This window comes from Cytobacillus sp. C11.1 (assembly GCF_058145115.1).
In genome coordinates this window covers 2209182-2226406 of the sequence record NZ_CM176935.1, presented here as the reverse complement: position 1 = coordinate 2226406, position 17225 = coordinate 2209182, and the positions used below count along the sequence as shown (strand labels likewise).

Below are 17225 nucleotides of genomic sequence, written 5' to 3'. Positions count from 1 at the left end.
AATTGCCTATTTATTTTTTATTATTCAAGAGTTTACCTGCCAATCCTTCAATTTTTTAGAAAAGGAACTGTTTAGAAAACAGCATTCCAGATCAACATTCATAAAATCGTCAATAGTGTTTAAAAGTGAATTGTATCAACCCTTTCTCATGCCTTTATTCATCCATTTTATTCTGAAGCCCACTATCAGCTAATTGACAGTCTTCCTATATTTTCTTTAAATCAAGGTGAGGGAGAAAAGGAGTGAAGATAATGGATGGCTTCAGAATTTCACTATACAGTTTCTTATTGCAGCGTTTTATTGATAAGGGAAAAATATTAAAAGTAAAACCCGGAAATACTCTTTTTGAGGAATTTGAGCAGGTAAAAAATATTTACCTCCTATTGGAAGGATGTATGGCTTTAGGAAGAGTCCATAAAAAAGGGAAGGAATTCACTTTAAAAATCCTTGATGACGAAGAAGTATTAATTGAATATCAAATGTTTAAGGAGTCACCGAGATATCATTTCCATGCTAAAGCTGTAACGGAATGCAAATTCCTCCAAATTAAAAAGGAGGATTTCGAAGAGTTTTTGTTGGGCGACATGCAGGCTATGAGCTATTTTACAAAGTGGCTTAGCACCAGATATATTAAATCTCAGCTAAGATGCCAGGATTTAATGATCAATGGAAAGAAAGGCGGATTGTACTCCATTTTAATAAGGCTTGCCAACAGGCAAGGCAAGCGAGTTAAAGAAGGAATCCTAATTGATTTATCCCTAACCCACCAGGAAATGGCTAACCTTATTTACGGTACCCGGGAAGTCGTTCAGCGAATGCTGAAGGAGTTAAAGGATAAGGATATCATTCTTTATCATGAGCAGAAAATTATTATTAAAAATTTGAGCTATTTAAAACTGGAAACAGACTGCCAGAACTGCCCCAGTGAAATATGCGGAGTGAATTAGGAGTGCCATAAAAAAGGAACAGTCATAGCAATGCCTTATGACTGTTCCTTTCATGAACTATTTACAGCACCATAATCAGGAAATAAATAATCATTACTCCTTGAATAACTGATTTTGCCGCCACACTGCTGACAAATCCTATAACAGAGCCAAACCCAATTTTTATTGCATCATTCAGGTTTTTTCTATTTACCGCCAGTTCAGCAAGGATCGCGCCAAGGAATGGCCCGATCAGAATTCCTAACACCGGAATCACAAAAGGCCCTATTAGAAGTCCGATTGTACTTCCCCAAACGCCGGCTTTAGATCCTCCATATTTTTTTACCCCAATCATATTGGCTATATAATCCGCCCCGAAAAGCAAAACAACAAAAAGGCCCTGGATGGTCCAAAACAGCCAATTAAATGGCTCAAAAGAAAAAAGAAAACCATAAAGTATAAATCCGCCCAAAATAAACAGGACACTGGGAATAATCGGAAAGATCAACCCAGCAAAAGCTATAACAAATAAAATAATAATCAAAGTCCAATAAATAATTTCCATTATCAGCACCCTTTTTTAAAATTGCGCTTAAAAAGCAAAAAGCAAGAGGATTTCCCCTTGCTTATTTTACCACTTATTCTTCTCCTAAAACAGCTTCGGCAATATTCACAGCATGATCACCAATACGCTCAAGGTTGCTGACAATGTCAACATACACAATGCCTGCTTGTCCGGAGCAAATACCTTCGTTCAAACGAAGAATATGCTGTTTGCGAAGCTTTCTTTCCATTTTATCGATCTCTTCTTCTTTTTCCACAACATGCTTTGCAACTTCTTTATCGTTATGGTCAAGTGACTGAAGAGCTTCTTTAACAGTAGATATAGTCAGGTTAAACATTTGCTCAAGATCAGCCATGGCAGATTCTGTAATTGCTACCTTATTTGCCTGCTTATAATCAATAAGTTCTATAATGTTTTCGAAATGGTCACCAATCCGCTCAATATCCCTTACAGTGTCCATTAGTACTGTATGTTCTGCTGATTCATGTTCTGAAAGTGAGCTTGTCGCCAGGCTTACAAGATAGTCAGTAATTTTGCGGTCTAAATTGTTAATGGCGTCCTCTAATTGGTACGCACTGTCTGAGTGTTTTTGATGTCCTGTATTCAAGTACTGAACAGTTTCTTCAAGTCCGCGTACAGAGAATTTACCCATGCGGAGTACTTCTTCCTTAGCTTGTCCTAAAGCAATTGAAGGTGATTGTTCAATAAAAACAGGGTCCAAATGCTTTGCTTTATATTCAAATACCGAGTCTTCACCTGGTATCAGCTTTGTAACAATTAATGCCAGTAATCCAACAAAAGGCAATTGGATCAAGGTATTTGATGTATTGAAAATACCATGTGCAAAGGCAATGGTCATTTCCTGGTTTAAACCCAAACTTGCTTGTAGGGTTTCGACTAATAATGTAAAAGGCTTTAATAAAATTAAAAATATTGTTGTACCAATAAGGTTAAACATTACATGAACAGCAGCTGCTCTTCTTGCAGCAACAGAAGCTCCAATGGCGGCTAAAACAGCTGTAATCGTGGTACCGATGTTATCTCCAAATAGAACTGGCAATGCCGCATCCAGGTTAATCAGCTCCTCGGCAAATAAGCCCTGAAGGATACCGATTGTTGCACTGGAGCTTTGTACGATAACCGTGAACACGGTTCCGACTACAACGCCCAAAATCGGGTTGGAGCTCATACTTACAGTCAAATCATGAAAAGCCTCAAGGCTGCGGAGTGGTTTCATCCCTCCACTCATCAACTCTAACCCATAGAACAAAGCACCAAAACCAAAAACAATTTGTCCGAAGTTATGGACTTTCTTATTCTTAAAGAAGAATAATAAAATAGAACCTGCAGCGATAATCGGCAATGAATATTCACCTATATCTATACCAATAATGAAGGCAGTTATAGTGGTTCCGATATTCGCTCCCATAATAACCCCAATAGCCTGTCTCAAAGTCATGAATCCTGCAGAAACCAATCCAACAGTGATGACCGTCGTTGCCGAGCTGCTCTGAATAAGTATAGTTACAATAATACCTGCAATTACACCCATGATTGGATTGGTAGTAAACCTATCCAGGATGTCTCTTAGCTTGTCGCCCGCTGACTTTTGCAGTCCATCACCCATGAACTTGATTCCATATAAGAAAATACCAAGTCCGCCAAGAAACTCAAAAAGCATTTGTTGAACATCTAGTTCCACAATTTTCAACCCCTATAACTGTTTATTCGACATGTTTCATCAAACCCCATACAATTATTAATGAAAATCGAACAAAAAGTAAAGATTTATTTTATCAAATTTACAATAGCTTAACATTTCTTTTAAATATTACAGTTTTGTTACAAATGCGGAAAATCCCTTGTTTATTTAAATAAGCTGAGTTACTTGTAGAGACCTCAAATTGCGGCTAAACTATTAGGGCAAATCTTTTGAAAAGGTGTGTTAAAATGAATATTTTTCTGCAATTTTATAAAAGCTTATATTCTCCAAAAGACATCTCTTTGTTCCGCTTTCAAGGAATCGGGAAAACCATTCTTTATGTTTTTTTTCTTACCCTATTATCCATTATCCCAACCGTTTTTTATTCAAGCACAGCCATAGTGGATAGTTTAAACGCTGTAGATGAAACGATTGATAGCGAATTGCCGGATTTCCTGATTAAAGACGGAGAACTGATTACTGATCAAGAAGTGCCTGTTACCATTAACAAAAATGGTTTTGCAATTATTCTAGATTCTACGGGAACTATAAAGCCCTCTGCCTTTTCCAACAGCGACAATACAATCGCCCTTCTGAAAAATGATTTATACATAATCGCTGCGGGGCAGGAACAATCTTATCCTTACTCCATATTAACCAATGGCACACTTACAAAAGAAAGCCTATCAGACTATTTGGCATCTGCTAAATCTCTGATGCCGATTATTATCCCCTTAATAGCGCTTGTCATTTATATTTTTACAGCAGGGGTGAGATTTATTGAAATATCCATTCTCGCATTAATTGGCCTGCTTATTAAAAATGTTTTAGGAAAAAACTTGCAATACCGGCATTTATGGAGAATGTCTGCCTATAGCATCACCTTGCCGACTGTTTTTTTTACAATTATGGCGGCCTTGCAGACCACTGTACCGAATGGAGCCTTCATAAACTGGTTTGTCTCACTGATCATTCTCCTGCTGGCTGTTAAAGAAGTTCCACAACAAGCCCAAAAATAAAACGCGCCATATGGACGCGTTTTTTATTTTGGCTGTATTTTAAGAGAAATCACCATTATTAGGAGTTTGAAGGATAAACTAAGTAAGTGAAATGGATCAAAGCCCTTCATTCGCGGGTGAAAGTCTCAATTAACTAATAAAGTTCTCCTTATTGCTGCCAAATTATGTTCTATTCAAAATAGGACAAGCATACATATTGGGTAAACACGCTAATTACAGGGGGTTTGGCCAATATGAAGCGAATTGCTGGAGTCCTGCTTTCAGTACTTGTAATTTATGTTATTTATTATGATTTAAGCCAGGGCACACTCCCCGCTGGAAAAGAACAAGTATTAGAAGCCAGCACACAGCCAGCTGAATCCGGAATTTCTTTTTTTGAAAAAGAAGTGAGTCCGGGAGAGACCGTTCTTTCGATTGTGGAATTAAACCTTGATGGGCGAATACCTGTCAGCATAGATGAGGTTGTGTCAGATTTCTCTGAATTAAACAGCGGCATAAAGCCGGAAGAAATCAAATCAGGAAAAACCTACAAGTTTCCGAAATATAATACGAACAACTAATATTTATCATCATTCTTGTCAACCGCAGCGGTTCATTGATACAATAAAGTGAACCTTCTTTAACAGCATCCAAAATGTCATGCAGTTATATGAATAGATAAAAAGGAGCGAATCTCCATTGAGTGAAATTATACATCGTACTAAAACACGGCCTGTTAAAGTTGGGCCTTTAACTATTGGCGGCAGCAATGAGCTGTTCATCCAAAGTATGACCACAACTAAAACACATGATGTTGAAGCTACTGTAGCTGAGATAAAAAGGCTTGAGGAAGCCGGCTGCCAAATTGTCCGGGTGGCTTGCCCTGATGAAAGAGCTGCAGATGCTATTGCAGATATTAAAAGGCAAATAAATATACCGCTTGTAGTCGATATTCATTTTGATTATAAGCTTGCTTTAAAAGCCATTGAAGGCGGAGCAGATAAGATACGGATCAATCCTGGCAATATCGGCAAACGTGAAAAAGTTGAAGCAGTCGTTAAGGCTGCAAAAGAAAAAGGAATACCGATCCGTATTGGCGTAAACGCTGGATCCCTTGAAAAACGGATTCTGGAGAAGTACGGATATCCTACTGCCGATGGGATGGTCGAAAGCGCACTTCATCATATTAAAATTCTAGAAGACCTCGACTTTCATGATATCATCGTATCAATGAAAGCCTCGGATGTTAATCTGGCAATTGAAGCATATGAAAAAGCGTCAAAAGCCTTTGACTATCCTTTGCATTTGGGAATAACAGAATCAGGCACACTTTTTGCGGGTACTGTTAAAAGTGCTGCTGGACTTGGTGCAATCTTAAGCAAAGGAATCGGCAATACTTTAAGAATTTCATTAAGTGCTGATCCAGTTGAAGAAGTAAAAGTAGCCCGGGAGCTTCTAAAAGTATTTGGCCTGTCATCGAATGCAGCCACACTGATTTCCTGCCCAACCTGCGGACGGATTGAAATTGATTTAATCAGCATCGCAAATGAAGTGGAAGAATATATCCAAAAGATTAAAGCACCGATTAAAGTAGCAGTGCTTGGCTGTGCGGTTAATGGTCCGGGTGAAGCACGGGAGGCTGATATCGGCATTGCCGGTGCCCGCGGTGAAGGTCTTCTATTCCGTAAAGGCCAGATTGTAAGGAAGGTTCCTGAAGCAACAATGGTCGATGAACTAAAGATCGAAATCGATAAAATTGCTGAAGAATACTTCGCAAAACAAGAAGAAGAAAAAACAAAAGCAGAAAGCATTCAATCATAAAAAGAAAGCCTGGCAAGATGCCAGGCTTTTTACTTTGTTCAATATTCTTTTAAAAAAACGGCAAGATAAACATGCCAACAATAATCGATATGGCTCCAATTCCTATAGCCCATCCGCCGAGGCTTTCTGATCCTCTTCGGCGTGCTATAAAACCAAGGACAATGCCTGTTGCTCCAAACAGGACCGGCAATACAAACAGAGACAGAATGGACAATGCCAGGGCCGCGTATCCTACTCCCCGGCCGGCAGCAGCTGTTTCACTCTCTTCTTCCCTGTCCATCGCCCTGTCATAGACACCTGGCGCTGCAATTTCAGCTGCGGTTTCTTCTGTATAATCTGTATTGGCCTCTTCCCTGTCCAAATCCCTGTTATAGACACCAGGAGCTGCGATTTCAGCAGAGGTTTCTTCTGTATAAACAGTATTAGCCTCATCCCTGTCCAAATCCCTGTTATAAACACCAGGAGCTGCGATTTCAGCAGAGGTTTCTTCTATATAATCTGTATTAGCTTCCCCAATTCGCTCGCTATGGCGAAGATCGTACTCTTCTTTGGTGCGCTCTTGGTCTGCCATCATGATCCCTCGCTTTCTTTGCTGTGTTCCTTCCAAAAGTTTTGCTTGATGGAGCATTTATAGTGTTTGCGATATGCGCTCTTTTTAAGATGTTAATGTTTGACTATCAAATAATGCTCCCCCGGACAGCAAAACCTGCCATTACTCTTTTGCCTGGAATAGACTTTTGTTAAGATAAGGGATATATGTATTTAAAGGAGAGCAACCATTATGAAGAAGCGCTTTGGAATTGACATTGATGGCACGGTTACATGTCCATCATCCATGATTCCATACTTAAATAAAGCATTTAATCTTAATATAACCCTGGATGATATTAAGCAATATGATTTAACTCCACTTGTCGATATATCCGAAAAGGAATTTGCGAAATGGTTTAAAGAAAACGAACCAGTAATTTACAGGGAATCGCCCCTTGCAGAAGGAGCAAAAGAAATCCTGACAAAATGGAAACTTGACCATGATTTATATTTTATTAGTGCACGCGGTTCCCATCTCCAGCAAATTACAGAGGAATGGTTTTTGGAGAACGCTTTAGAATTTGATCATATCGAACTGATTGGGACACATGATAAAATTCAGGCAGCAAAGAAGTTTGAGGTAGACATCTTTTTTGAAGATAAACATGATAATGCAGTTATGATTCATGAGGCTTGCAAAATCCCTGTTATTTTATTTGACACCCCCTATAATCAAGACCCTATCCCAGATGGAGTCATTAGAGTTAGCAGCTGGCAGGAAGCTTTTAACTGGGTAGAAATGTGGCTAAAATAAAATACACCGATAAAAAAAGCATGGGCCTATAACAGCTCCCATGCTTTTTTTATCCTTATTAAAAACATTCCGGACATTTTCCGTATATTTCAAACTTGTGGCCGGAGACATCATAGCCTTTCAGGTTTTCCTGAACCTGTTTCATGGGACACACTTCTATTTCTTTCGTCTTCCCGCAGTCCAAACATATAAAATGATGGTGATGATGCTCATGTGAACAAGTAAAACGGAAATGTTTTTCTCCTGAGAGCTCTGTCATCTCAAAAATATCCAAATCCACAAACAATGATAAATTTCTGTATATTGTATCGAAACTTAGCCCGGGGTAATTGTCCTTCATTTTTTCCAAAACATCTTTGGCAGTTAAATATTTATCACTATCAGCGAATAGCTGAAGCATCTCTTCCCTTTTCCCTGTATGCTTATAGCCTTTATCTTTTAAAAGCTGCATTGCTTCATTTACATTCATTCTTTTCACCTCGTGTCCTGCTTCAACAATAAAGCTTATTACCGAAGACAGCCTAAATGATGACGCTAACCCATATTCGAATAATACCTCTTTTGCAGCTTTCAGGCTGGCCTCATACTTGAAATCTTCTTTGCCAGAATGGTGATAATCAATATGATTATTGTGATAATAACTATTGTTCCTCCTGGCGCCAGGTCAATATAATAAGAAATCGTTAATCCGCCCAAAACAGAAATTTCTCCAAACAGCATGGAAAGGAAAATGGTTTGTTTAAAGCCTTTGGCAATCCTGATGCTTGCTGCAACCGGCAATGTCATTAAAGAGGAAACCAGAAGTATACCTACAATTCTCATAGAGGCAGCAATAACCAAAGCCACCATGATAATAAAAATAAAATGAACACTCTTTGCTGCAATGCCAGATGCTTTTGCATGCTCTTCATCAAAAGATAGCAAAAACAATTCTTTATACAGCAAAATGACAAGTGCAATAACAAAAACACTAATGATTAATATGGTCCATAAGTCAAGACGGCTCACCGCACTTACACTTCCAAATAGATAGCTGAATAAATCCGTATTAAACCCGTCAGCCAAAGAAATAAAAATTGCGCCAAGTCCAATCCCTCCTGACAATATGATGGGAATTGCCAGTTCCTGATAATGCTTATAAACAGCCCTAAGCTTTTCAATAAACAAAGACCCAGCGACTGAAAAAGCCATTCCCATGTAAAGAGGGTTTAAACCGGCCAAACCGAGCACTTTTTTTTCAAGAAGAAGGCTGGCAGCAATCCCCGCAAGCGTTACATGGCTCAAAGCATCAGCAATTAAGGATAGCCTTCTGACAACAATAAAAACCCCCAGCAAAGGAGCAATTATTCCAATTATGATTCCAGTTAAAAATGCATTTTGTAAAAACTCATATTGTAAAATCCCTGCTATCATCGTGCTGACCCTCCGTGGGTGTGATGGTCATGATTATGGGTCAAAACATGGACATCATGGCCGTAAATCTCAGACATCTCACTAATATTCAAGCTTTCAAATTCTGCTGTATCCCCATGGAAATGTAAATTTTTATTAAGGCATGCAACATGCGTAACTTTATCCGAAATTGTTCCAATGTCGTGCGTAACCAGCAAAAGAGTAATGCCAAGCTTCTTGTTTAAGTCGTCAAGCATTTCGTAAAAGGATTGGACGTTTTTTGCATCCACTCCTACTGTCGGTTCATCAAGTATTAACAGCTTCGGGTCGCTCACTAGTGCACGTGCGATAAAGACTCGTTGCTGTTGTCCGCCGGAAAGTTCCCCTATATTCCGTTTCGCAAACTCAAGCAGGCCTACTGAATCAATCGCCTGCAGTACTTTTTGATGCTCTGCTTTTCCCAAGAACTTAAAAAGGCCAAGCTTCTTTGTAAGTCCGCTGGATACTACTTCAAAGACAGTAGCGGGGAAACCTGTATTAAATGAATTGGCCTTTTGCGAAACAAATCCTATTTTTTGCCAATCCTTAAAACGGTTTATTTCCTGTCCAAAAAGTTTAACACTCCCCTTTTGAACTTTAAGCAAACCCAATATCAGCTTCATCAAGGTGGATTTGCCGGAACCATTTGGTCCTACAATGCCCAAAAAATCACCTTCATGTATGGTTAAAATTATATCCTCAAGGACATTTTCTTTTTCATATCTGTAAGAAACGTGGCTAATTTCAATTATTGGCTCTGTCATTTTTATCACCTATAATATTAAGAATCATTCCGATTTACACAAGGTAGTATACAGGAATTTGCTTTTAAAGTAAAGGAAACAAGGATTTAAAAAAGGAAGCAATCATTTTCAAATACATATATGTCACGATTTCCCTTCTTCCCTCATAAAGTACAGGGGAGGAGTGATGAGCATGAAAATTTTTGAAAACATCATAAATCATAAATTGAGCAATATAACTGCAGATGAATTATTAAAATATGGAGAGCAATTCAACATCAGCATTACAAAACCGCAGGCACAAAAGATTGCTGACTACCTGCGAGGAAAGCAAATAAATATTTTCGCAGATCGTGAGCGAACTAAATTAATAAAGGAAATTGCCAAAGTTGCCGGACCGGAAACGGCCAGGGAAGTAAACCGCCTATTCCTGCAATTCACAAAATAGCCTTTTGTTTTTTCTTATACTTAATTTCCCATACAAAAAGCTGTGTAATCTACACAGCTTTTTGCCAATTACTACCCTTCCATAATTGCATCCAATAGGTTTTCATCGAATTCCTTATTGCGGAGCATATTTATTTCATGCTTATATGGCGCCTTTTTATTATTCTTGTCTTCTCCAACATATGGTGTCTCAAGAATTTTTGGGACATCCTTTAATTGCGGATGGTGCACGATATAATTTAATGCTTTAAAGCCGATATGGCCAAAGCCGATATTTTCATGGCGGTCTTTGCGCATACCTCGTTCATTTTTGCTGTCATTGATATGAAGAACCTTTAAACGGTCCAAGCCGATAATTTTATCGAAGTTTTCCAGTACGCCATCAAAATCATTAACGATATCATATCCTGCATCATGCGTATGGCATGTATCAAAGCAAACCGAAAGATGGTCATTATAATTGACCCCATCCATAATCATAGCAAGCTCTTCAAAAGATTTTCCGCATTCCGAACCTTTGCCGGCCATGGTTTCAAGCGCGATCTGGACCTTTTCTTCGCCATTTAGCACCTCATTCAGGCCTTCGACTATTTTCTTTATTCCTTCTTCCGTTCCTGCGCCTACATGTGCCCCAGGATGAAGAACAATCTGTCTTGCACCAATCGCTTCAGTACGGTCAATTTCAGAGCGCAGGAAATTAACACCTAATTCAAAAGTCGATGGATTTGTCGTATTGCCAATGTTGATGATATACGGAGCATGTACAACGATATCAGCTATACCGTTCTCTTCCATATGCCTTAACCCGGCTTCAATATTTAAATCCTCGATTTTTTTTCTTCTTGTATTCTGCGGGGCGCCTGTATAAATCATAAAAGTATTGGAGCCGTATGAAACAGCTTCTTCACTTGCAGCTAATAGCATTTTTTTCCCGCTCATGGAAACATGTGAACCAATTTTCAGCATGATGATACCTACCTCTCCCGTAGTAAAATTTATTTACGCTTTATTCTTTTTTCGCGCTTTTTAATTTTATCCATTTCCCATTTCATTTTCTTTTTATAGCCTGGCTTTACTTTTTTCGGTTTTTGCACCATAGATGAAGCCTTTTTATCTATATCATCTGTTTGTTTTTGACGGTTCTTTCGTTTATTGCGATTTTCGAGATCTGTCCATTCCCCTTTTTGCAGATCCTTATGTTTGAATTCAATCCCCATCTTTTCAAGCCTATTTAATGAATCTTCATCTGAAGTCTCATACACTGTCAGGGCAATTCCTGAAAAGCCTGCACGGGCTGTACGTCCCACTCGGTGAATATAAAAGTCCAAATCAGTCGGAAGCTCATAGTTAATCACATGGCTTATTCCCTTAATGTCAATTCCTCTTGCTGCAAGATCAGTCGCCACAATGTACTGAAACTCAAGATCCAATATTTGCTTCATCATTTTTTTCCGTTCACGCGGGTTAAGGTCCCCGTGTATACGGCCGACTTTTAGGCCTTTGCTGATTAATCCATCTGCGACTTCATCCGCTTTTTTCTTCGTATTAGTAAAAACAATAGCTAAATAAGGATTAAAAGAAGTCAGTGCTTCATATACCAAATTTACTTTATTGCGATGCCTGGATGGAAGCAGCCAGTGTTCAATATTGGCGGCAGCTGCCTGCTTTGGCTCAATATGAACATACTTTGGATTTTCCATATATTTCTTTAAAAATGGCTTCAGTTTCTCAGGAATCGTAGCTGAGAAAACAAGCATTTGCAGTTTTTCCGGCATTCTTGCGGCAACTTGGTCAACATCCTCAATGAATCCCATATCAAGCATTAAATCCGCTTCATCAACAACAAGGATTTCTGCAGTATGGACATACAAAGCCTGTTCCTTCACAAGGTCATTAATTCTGCCAGGTGTCCCAACTACAACATGGGGCTGTTTTTTCAGCTTCTCAATCGTCCTCTGCTTGTCCGTTCCTCCGATATAACAGCGTGCTGTTATTTCTTCTCCCTCTGGACAATGCTCAGTCACCTTGAGGATTTCATGATAGATCTGATTGGCAAGTTCTCTTGTTGGCGCGGCTATAATGGCCTGTACCTCCTGGCGGGAAGGATCAACCTTTTGCAAAATAGGCAAAACGTAGGAATGGGTTTTCCCCGTACCTGTTTGAGACTGGCCAATGGCACTTTCCCCCTTGAGTACAGCTGGAATCATTCTTTCCTGAATTTCTGTTGGCTCGTAAAAGCCGAATTCTTTCACCGCTTCTATAATAAATGGCTTAAGGTTAAATCGGTCAAATTTCGTTTCGTTCATATAAAAACTCCTCAGTGATTCAGGTTAGCAAATGCTGCTTGATTTTCAGCAGTATTGAATGCAACCGATTCATTTATTTAAAAGTAAGAAACATACTTGTATCAACTAAAAGTGTCCAGCTTCGAGCTTTTCTTACATCCTGTTATTATAATAAAGTTTCTTCTAAATAACCACTCATACAGGCATATATATTTTTATGATGGGCTATTCAAATGATTTTTAACAAGAAAATAAGAATCTTCCGCATAATACCTAAACCAAAATGGGATAAACGCATACTTTAATATATGGATAAAAATAGACCATTTCCACTGCCTGCCTCTAGTGCAGGTAAAAGTGTTTCTTTGAAAGGAGGCCACTAATAATGATGCCAGGACCAAGACCTCCCATGCGCGGTGGAATGCCCCCTCACCCATTTATGAACCCGATGCAAGGCAGACCTCCCATGGGGCCAAATATGAGAGGCGCTCCGGGAATGCGCCGTGGAGGAGGGGGATTGCTCTCCAAACTATTAGGCAAAGGCAATGCCCAGCCTCAAGGCGGAATGGGCGCTGCCAGAGCAGCAGGTGGAACCCGTGCAGGCGGGGGCATACTGCAGGCAATAAGCAATCCCAGTTCTATAAACGGCTTTTTAAACAATACCCAAAAGGTATTAAATACTGCTCAGCAGATCGGTCCCATGGTTCAGCAGTACGGACCGCTGGTTAGAAATCTGCCGGCCATGTGGAAGCTTTACAGAGGTTTGAAGGACGTTCCCGAGGAGCAGGCTTCTGAAGAAAAGGTCAAAACAAACACAGAAGTTAAAGCCCCAGCAAAGCAGGCTCCATTACAGCGAAAAAAGGCAGAAACGGATAATAAACCAGAACCGTCAGTTTCCAGAAGTTCCAGAAGTCGGGAATCCAAGCCAAAATTATATATTTAATTGCAAAGAATGCACTGGCATTCTTTGTTTTTTTACTTTCTAAGACCTTGTACCTTCTAGAGAATGGCTCTATACACGCCATTCTCTGCCCAAGGATTAGTGTCATTAAAGCTTAGTAAATTTCATTTTCTTTCCCTTTTTGCTTTTTGTAATATCCTGATATCTCTTATATAATAGAATAAGCACGCTGGGATTTCCCAGGTGTTTTAACCTAAACATATTACCATTACACAATTCAGATAAAGGCTGTAATAGGGAGGATACGCGGATGAATGTCATAAAAATCTCTCCTCGGGGATATTGTTATGGTGTGGTTGATGCGATGGTGATTGCCAGAAACGCAGCACTCGACCCATCATTGCCAAGACCGATTTATATTCTGGGAATGATCGTCCATAACAAGCATGTAACGGATGCTTTTGAAGATGAGGGAATCATTACTCTTGATGGAAAAGACAGAAAAGAAATTTTGGATAAGGTTGATAAAGGGACAGTCATTTTCACTGCCCACGGCATTTCTCCGCAAGTACGAGAAGCAGCCAAACAAAAAGGCCTTGTGACAATTGATGCTACATGTCCGGATGTAACAAGGACTCATGATCTGATCAGAGAAAAAGAAAAAGAAGGTTTTCAGATCATCTACATCGGCAAAAAAGGGCATCCTGAGCCTGAAGGGGCTGTTGGGGTAGCGCCTCATGCTGTTCACCTTGTACAAACAATCGAAGACGTTAACGAGTTAAATATCCAAGCTGATAAAATTCTGGTAACAAACCAGACGACAATGAGCCAGTGGGATGTTGGCCATGTCATGGAGAAAATAAAGGAAAAATACCCTCATGCAGAATTTCACAAAGAAATCTGTATGGCTACCCAGGTACGGCAAGAGGCAGTCGCAGAACAAGCAGGCCAGGCTGATGTTCTGATCGTGGTTGGAGATCCAAAGAGCAATAACTCTAATCGCCTTGCCCAGGTTTCCGAGGAAATTGCAGGTACGAAAGCCTACCGGATTGCCGATATTACTGAGCTTGATGTAAATTGGCTTAAAGACGCTTCAACCGTTGCTGTTACTGCAGGCGCCTCAACGCCAACACCCATTACAAAGGAAGTCATCACTTTCCTGGAACAATATGATCCAAAAGAAGAGTCTACATGGACGCGAGAGAAAAAAGTACCATTAAATAAAATTCTTCCTAAAGTGAAGAAAGCCACTAAGATATGATGTAAAAAGAGCCGGTTTTCAGGAAAACCGGCTCTTTTTTACCTTTACATAAATTGAAAAGGATCCGTATGTATCTCTGAAGGAAAAATCAATACTTCATACCCTTTTTCCGCACAAAGCTGTTCCAATTTTCTTGCGACGCCTTTTTTCATCACCTTTTCCACATTATGGCCTGGATCTACTATATTCAGCCCCGCCATCATAGCATCGTGCGCAACATGATAATACATATCTCCAGTAACATAAACATCCGCACCTTTCATTTTTGCGGACATAAAATACTTATTTCCATCACCGCCAAGAACAGCAACTTTTTTAACCTTTGAGGAAAGGTCTCCTACCACGCGGACTCTCTCTACGTCGAGAGTTGTTTTTACATGGCCGGCAAATTCCTCCAATGTCATCTCCCGGATTTTGCCTACTTTGCCGAGGCCTAAAACTTCTCCTTTGTTTTCAAGTTTGAAAATATCAAAGGCTACTTCTTCATAAGGATGGTTTTTAAACATCGCAGAAAGCACCTTTTTCTCCAGATGCTCAGGAAAAATGGTCTCTACTCGAACCTCGGCAACAGATTCAAGCTTACCTTGTTGGCCTATATGAGGATTGGCTTGTTCGTTTGGCTTGAATTGGCCAGTACCTGTTGAAGAAAACGTACAATGGCTGTAGTTTCCAATTGCACCTGCCCCAGCATCGCCAAGAGCCTTTTTCAGCACCTCTGCATTTTCTTCAGGCACATACACAGCAAGCTTTTTCAAAACAGTTTCATAAGTTGGATATAAAACTTCTGTATTGGAAAGCTGCAGAGCATCCGCAAGCATATCATTGACACCGCCTTTGGCTACGTCAAGATTCGTATGTGCTGCATATACCGCTATATCATGTTTAATAAGCTTTTCAATAATTCTTCCTGACGGAGAATCTGTCGCAATCTTTTGTAAAGGCCTGAAAATAAGCGGATGATGTGCAATAATCAGCTGCACATTTTTTTCAATTGCTTCATCCACAACTTCCTCCAAGACATCAAGGGCTATCATGACATTTTGAACAGGATTGCTGAGCTTTCCGATTTGCAGGCCGATTTTGTCACCCTCCATCGCGTATCCTTTTGGAGAGTACTGTTCAAACAATTGAATGATTTCATACCCGTTTATTTTCTTCACTGGTACAAGACCTCCTCCACCATTTTAATTTTCTGTTTTAATTCCTTTTTTCTCTTTTCGGTCTCTTCAGTGTCTGCTGCCTTCCCAAGCTGCATGAGAATACGTTCCCAATTTCTCAATTCCCCGAGCCACTTCGTTTGGAAGACCGCTGATTTTTCTTCCATTAAAAAGGGTCCCATAAGCAAACCCTGCTCTGCGTTTTTATAAGGCTTAAGCGCTTCCCCTTTTTCAGCTGCGAGTATTTCATAAATCTTTCCATCTTCTTCAAGAATCTCTTCGGCTATAAGCTCCCATCCATGTTCAATTAGCCAGGTTCTAATTGAAATTGCACTTAAATTTGGCTGCAGAACAAGTCTTTGAACAGAAGAAAGCTTGCTCTTTCCTTCTTCAAGAATGGCCGCAATTAAGGCGCCTCCCATACCTGCAATGGTAATGCAGTCTACTTCGTCATGGTTAACTACCTCTAATCCATTTCCTTTGCGGACCGATATCTGACCTACAAGCCCTTCCATTTCAACCTGTCTTTTGGCAGATTGAAATGGGCCTTCCACTACTTCACCAGCTATGGCAAAAGGGACAATCCCTTTTTTAACTGCATAACATGGCAAATATGCGTGGTCTGAACCAATATCAGCTACACGTGCGCCACTGGGGATATAATTTGTTACAGCTTCAAGCCGCTGTGATAATTTGTCCGTATTCATTCTGTCACCACTTATCTATGTATTAAGAAAGCGCTTATGCGCATTCTAATCAGCTCTTGGAGCGATTTAGTTAAAGGCTGTTTTCGCAACCTTTGTTGCTTTTCAACTAGCTAAGCTCTTTTCTAAAAATGGTTGTTTTTAAATAAATTTTGTAAATAAAACATTGATAAATAAGATTGGTTGATTGGAGCGCAAGGTGCGAGACTCCAGCGGGAGGAGTGGGACAGGTGAGACCCCACAGGTGCTTGCACCGAGGAGGCTCACCGCCCGCTCCGCGGTTCGCGAGCATCCTGGAGCGGAAATCAACCACTCCTCAATAAAAAAGCTATCGAATTACGATAGCCTTCTTATAGTATAAAAAAAGTCCTTTACATATGCAAAGGACTTTCATTATAGGTTACTTCAGACCTGCTAACCATTCGGCCATTTCTGCAGCCTTATCTTGAGGCACTAACCCTGGAGGCATAGAGCCTTTACCATTCACAACGATATCTGCAATTTCATCCTGAGATAAACGTTCGCCTACACCAGTAAGAGCAGGGCCGACTCCACCTTGATACTGGTCACCGTGACATCCAATACAGCTCTTCTGATAGATTTCTTCAGGGCTTGCTGCTGCTGTTTCTTCAGTTTCAGCACCGCCGCCTTCCTGTTCTTTTGCAAGATCGTCCATATCGCCAAGACCTTTAAAAGAAACAAGGAACATTGCTACCACACCGAAAACCATAATTAATACAAATGGAATGATTGGATTGCGATTCATGATTTAACCTCCCTTATGTAAGCACATTTCAGTTTAACGTAAGTATACAAACAATTTCTATTTTACTTTAAAAAGACCAGAAGGAAAAGCCCTAAAGTAAACTTTGTCATATCTTGTTCATAATTTAGACAAAAACTCCATCCAAGGATGGAGTTTTTCGAACTTAATCTTTT

At 39.9% G+C, this 17225-nt stretch carries 19 protein-coding genes; 8 read left to right on the top strand and 11 right to left on the bottom strand.

The annotated features are described in order from the left end of the window. Window positions 1-251 precede the first annotated feature (251 nt). Window positions 252-947 carry a Crp/Fnr family transcriptional regulator gene (locus AC3ZVC_RS10975; RefSeq protein WP_490068423.1) on the top strand — a complete coding sequence of 232 codons (696 nt, stop codon included), beginning with the start codon at window positions 252-254 and terminating at the stop codon, window positions 945-947. A 61-nt stretch (window positions 948-1008) separates the two neighbouring features. On the opposite strand, the gene AC3ZVC_RS10970 is transcribed toward AC3ZVC_RS10975, so the two are convergent. Together AC3ZVC_RS10970 and AC3ZVC_RS10965 are read right to left on the bottom strand one after the other, a co-directional pair. Further along, window positions 1009-1491 (bottom strand): DUF456 domain-containing protein, encoded by a 483-nt coding sequence (locus AC3ZVC_RS10970; RefSeq protein ID WP_490068421.1) that lies wholly within the window; start codon window positions 1489-1491, stop codon window positions 1009-1011. Between the two features lie 73 nt (window positions 1492-1564). Next, the gene (locus tag AC3ZVC_RS10965) at window positions 1565-3193 is read right to left on the bottom strand and encodes a Na/Pi cotransporter family protein (protein ID WP_490068420.1); all 1629 of its coding nucleotides are present in this window, start codon (window positions 3191-3193) and stop codon (window positions 1565-1567) included. A 248-nt stretch (window positions 3194-3441) separates the two neighbouring features. Between AC3ZVC_RS10965 and AC3ZVC_RS10960 the strand changes: the two genes are divergently transcribed. The 3 genes from AC3ZVC_RS10960 (at window position 3442) to ispG (ending at window position 6012) form a co-directional block, all read left to right on the top strand. Then, complete coding sequence (locus AC3ZVC_RS10960) at window positions 3442-4212, top strand: DUF1189 domain-containing protein (protein WP_490068419.1); 771 nt, start codon at window positions 3442-3444, stop codon at window positions 4210-4212. Window positions 4213-4445: 233 nt separating this feature from the next. Next, complete coding sequence (locus AC3ZVC_RS10955) at window positions 4446-4772, top strand: hypothetical protein (RefSeq protein WP_490068418.1); 327 nt, start codon at window positions 4446-4448, stop codon at window positions 4770-4772. A gap of 127 nt (window positions 4773-4899) precedes the next feature. Then, window positions 4900-6012, top strand: coding sequence for a flavodoxin-dependent (E)-4-hydroxy-3-methylbut-2-enyl-diphosphate synthase (gene ispG / locus AC3ZVC_RS10950; RefSeq protein ID WP_490068903.1), 1113 nt, complete (start codon window positions 4900-4902; stop codon window positions 6010-6012). 49 nt (window positions 6013-6061) lie between these two features. On the opposite strand, the gene AC3ZVC_RS10945 is transcribed toward ispG, so the two are convergent. Next, on the bottom strand, window positions 6062-6403 hold the full coding sequence (locus AC3ZVC_RS10945) for a hypothetical protein (protein WP_490068902.1): 342 nt from the start codon (window positions 6401-6403) through the stop codon (window positions 6062-6064). A gap of 390 nt (window positions 6404-6793) precedes the next feature. Here AC3ZVC_RS10945 and AC3ZVC_RS10940 point away from each other — a divergent pair, with 390 nt between their 5' ends. Beyond that, window positions 6794-7357, top strand: coding sequence for a 5' nucleotidase, NT5C type (locus AC3ZVC_RS10940; protein WP_490068417.1), 564 nt, complete (start codon window positions 6794-6796; stop codon window positions 7355-7357). A 58-nt stretch (window positions 7358-7415) separates the two neighbouring features. Here AC3ZVC_RS10940 and zur read toward each other — a convergent pair whose 3' ends face one another. The 3 genes from zur to AC3ZVC_RS10925 all read right to left on the bottom strand — a co-directional run bounded on the left by zur (window position 7416) and on the right by AC3ZVC_RS10925 (window position 9552). Further along, entirely contained in the window at window positions 7416-7826 is a 411-nt protein-coding gene (gene zur / locus AC3ZVC_RS10935) for a zinc uptake transcriptional repressor Zur (RefSeq protein ID WP_110066145.1), read from the bottom strand. Between the two features lie 101 nt (window positions 7827-7927). Then, window positions 7928-8770: a metal ABC transporter permease gene (locus AC3ZVC_RS10930; RefSeq protein ID WP_490068415.1), complete on the bottom strand. Its 843-nt coding sequence runs from the start codon at window positions 8768-8770 to the stop codon at window positions 7928-7930. After that, window positions 8767-9552: a metal ABC transporter ATP-binding protein gene (locus AC3ZVC_RS10925; protein WP_490068412.1), complete on the bottom strand. Its 786-nt coding sequence runs from the start codon at window positions 9550-9552 to the stop codon at window positions 8767-8769. Before AC3ZVC_RS10925 ends, AC3ZVC_RS10930 begins: the two co-directional genes overlap by 4 nt. Window positions 9553-9724: 172 nt before the next feature. On the opposite strand from AC3ZVC_RS10925, the gene AC3ZVC_RS10920 reads away from it, so the two are divergent. Then, a complete protein-coding gene (locus AC3ZVC_RS10920) occupies window positions 9725-9979 on the top strand; it encodes a DUF2624 domain-containing protein (RefSeq protein ID WP_490068411.1) in 255 nt (84 codons plus the stop codon). A 71-nt stretch (window positions 9980-10050) separates the two neighbouring features. Here the strand turns inward: AC3ZVC_RS10920 and AC3ZVC_RS10915 are convergent, their stop codons facing one another. Both AC3ZVC_RS10915 and AC3ZVC_RS10910 read right to left on the bottom strand, forming a co-directional pair. After that, window positions 10051-10944: a deoxyribonuclease IV gene (locus tag AC3ZVC_RS10915; protein ID WP_490068409.1), complete on the bottom strand. Its 894-nt coding sequence runs from the start codon at window positions 10942-10944 to the stop codon at window positions 10051-10053. A gap of 29 nt (window positions 10945-10973) precedes the next feature. Then, the gene (locus AC3ZVC_RS10910; RefSeq protein WP_490068408.1) at window positions 10974-12284 is read right to left on the bottom strand and encodes a DEAD/DEAH box helicase; all 1311 of its coding nucleotides are present in this window, start codon (window positions 12282-12284) and stop codon (window positions 10974-10976) included. A 364-nt stretch (window positions 12285-12648) separates the two neighbouring features. Here AC3ZVC_RS10910 and vrrA point away from each other — a divergent pair, with 364 nt between their 5' ends. Further along, window positions 12649-13206, top strand: a complete 558-nt coding sequence (vrrA, locus tag AC3ZVC_RS10905; protein WP_490068407.1) for a VrrA/YqfQ family protein — start codon at window positions 12649-12651, stop codon at window positions 13204-13206. A 268-nt stretch (window positions 13207-13474) separates the two neighbouring features. Further along, window positions 13475-14425: a 4-hydroxy-3-methylbut-2-enyl diphosphate reductase gene (locus AC3ZVC_RS10900; RefSeq protein ID WP_490068406.1), complete on the top strand. Its 951-nt coding sequence runs from the start codon at window positions 13475-13477 to the stop codon at window positions 14423-14425. A gap of 44 nt (window positions 14426-14469) precedes the next feature. On the opposite strand, the gene AC3ZVC_RS10895 is transcribed toward AC3ZVC_RS10900, so the two are convergent. The 3 genes from AC3ZVC_RS10895 to cccA all read right to left on the bottom strand — a co-directional run bounded on the left by AC3ZVC_RS10895 (window position 14470) and on the right by cccA (window position 17052). Beyond that, a complete protein-coding gene (locus AC3ZVC_RS10895) occupies window positions 14470-15585 on the bottom strand; it encodes a Nif3-like dinuclear metal center hexameric protein (protein WP_490068405.1) in 1116 nt (371 codons plus the stop codon). Further along, window positions 15582-16289 (bottom strand): tRNA (adenine(22)-N(1))-methyltransferase, encoded by a 708-nt coding sequence (locus AC3ZVC_RS10890; RefSeq protein ID WP_490068403.1) that lies wholly within the window; start codon window positions 16287-16289, stop codon window positions 15582-15584. The genes AC3ZVC_RS10895 and AC3ZVC_RS10890 overlap by 4 nt, the downstream gene beginning before the upstream one ends. 397 nt (window positions 16290-16686) lie before the next feature. After that, on the bottom strand, window positions 16687-17052 hold the full coding sequence (gene cccA, locus AC3ZVC_RS10885; protein ID WP_490068402.1) for a cytochrome c550: 366 nt from the start codon (window positions 17050-17052) through the stop codon (window positions 16687-16689). Window positions 17053-17225: the final 173 nt, after the last annotated feature.